The sequence below is a fragment of the Arthrobacter sp. Dra40 genome, assembly GCF_059091905.1.
In genome coordinates this window covers 1-555 of sequence record NZ_JBNHHB010000558.1, presented here as the reverse complement: position 1 = coordinate 555, position 555 = coordinate 1, and the positions used below count along the sequence as shown (strand labels likewise).

1 pseudogene is annotated in these 555 nt (G+C 69.5%); it reads right to left on the bottom strand.

The annotated features are described in order from the left end of the window. A pseudogene (purH, locus tag AC5RWT_RS37970) lies at positions 1-555 on the bottom strand (bifunctional phosphoribosylaminoimidazolecarboxamide formyltransferase/IMP cyclohydrolase); the annotation flags it as partial.

Sequence of the window (555 nt, the reverse complement as noted above, 5' to 3'; positions counted from 1 at the left end):
GTCAATGAGGATCTGCAGACCGTCGGCGAACGGGAAGAAGGCATCGGACGCAGCCACGGCGCCGCGGGCCCGCTCCGGTGCTGCCGCGTCCTGCACATTCGCCGCCCCGCCGGCAGCGTCGGCTCCGCCGCCGACCGCCACGCCGAGGGTGTTGGCCCGCTCCACGGCAAGCCGGCAGGAATCGAGCCGGTTGACCTGGCCCATCCCGATGCCGACGGCCGCACCATTGGCCGCGACCAGGATGGCGTTGGACTTCGCCGAGCGCACCGCGTGCCACGCGAAGGCCAGATCGGCCAGAGTCGCCTCGTCGGCGGCCTCGCCGGCGGCCAGCGTCCAGTTGACGGGGTCGTCGCCATCGGCATCAATCCGGTCCGAGGCCTGCAGCAGCATGCCGCCGGAGACCTGCTTGTATTCGACCGTGTCCCGGGCGAAGCCCTCGGGCAGGACCAGCAGCCGGATGTTCTTCTTCTGCGACAGGATCTCTACTGCTTCGGGATCGAAGCCCTGGGCCACGACTACCTCGGTGAAGATGTCCTTGACGGCGTTCGCCATCCC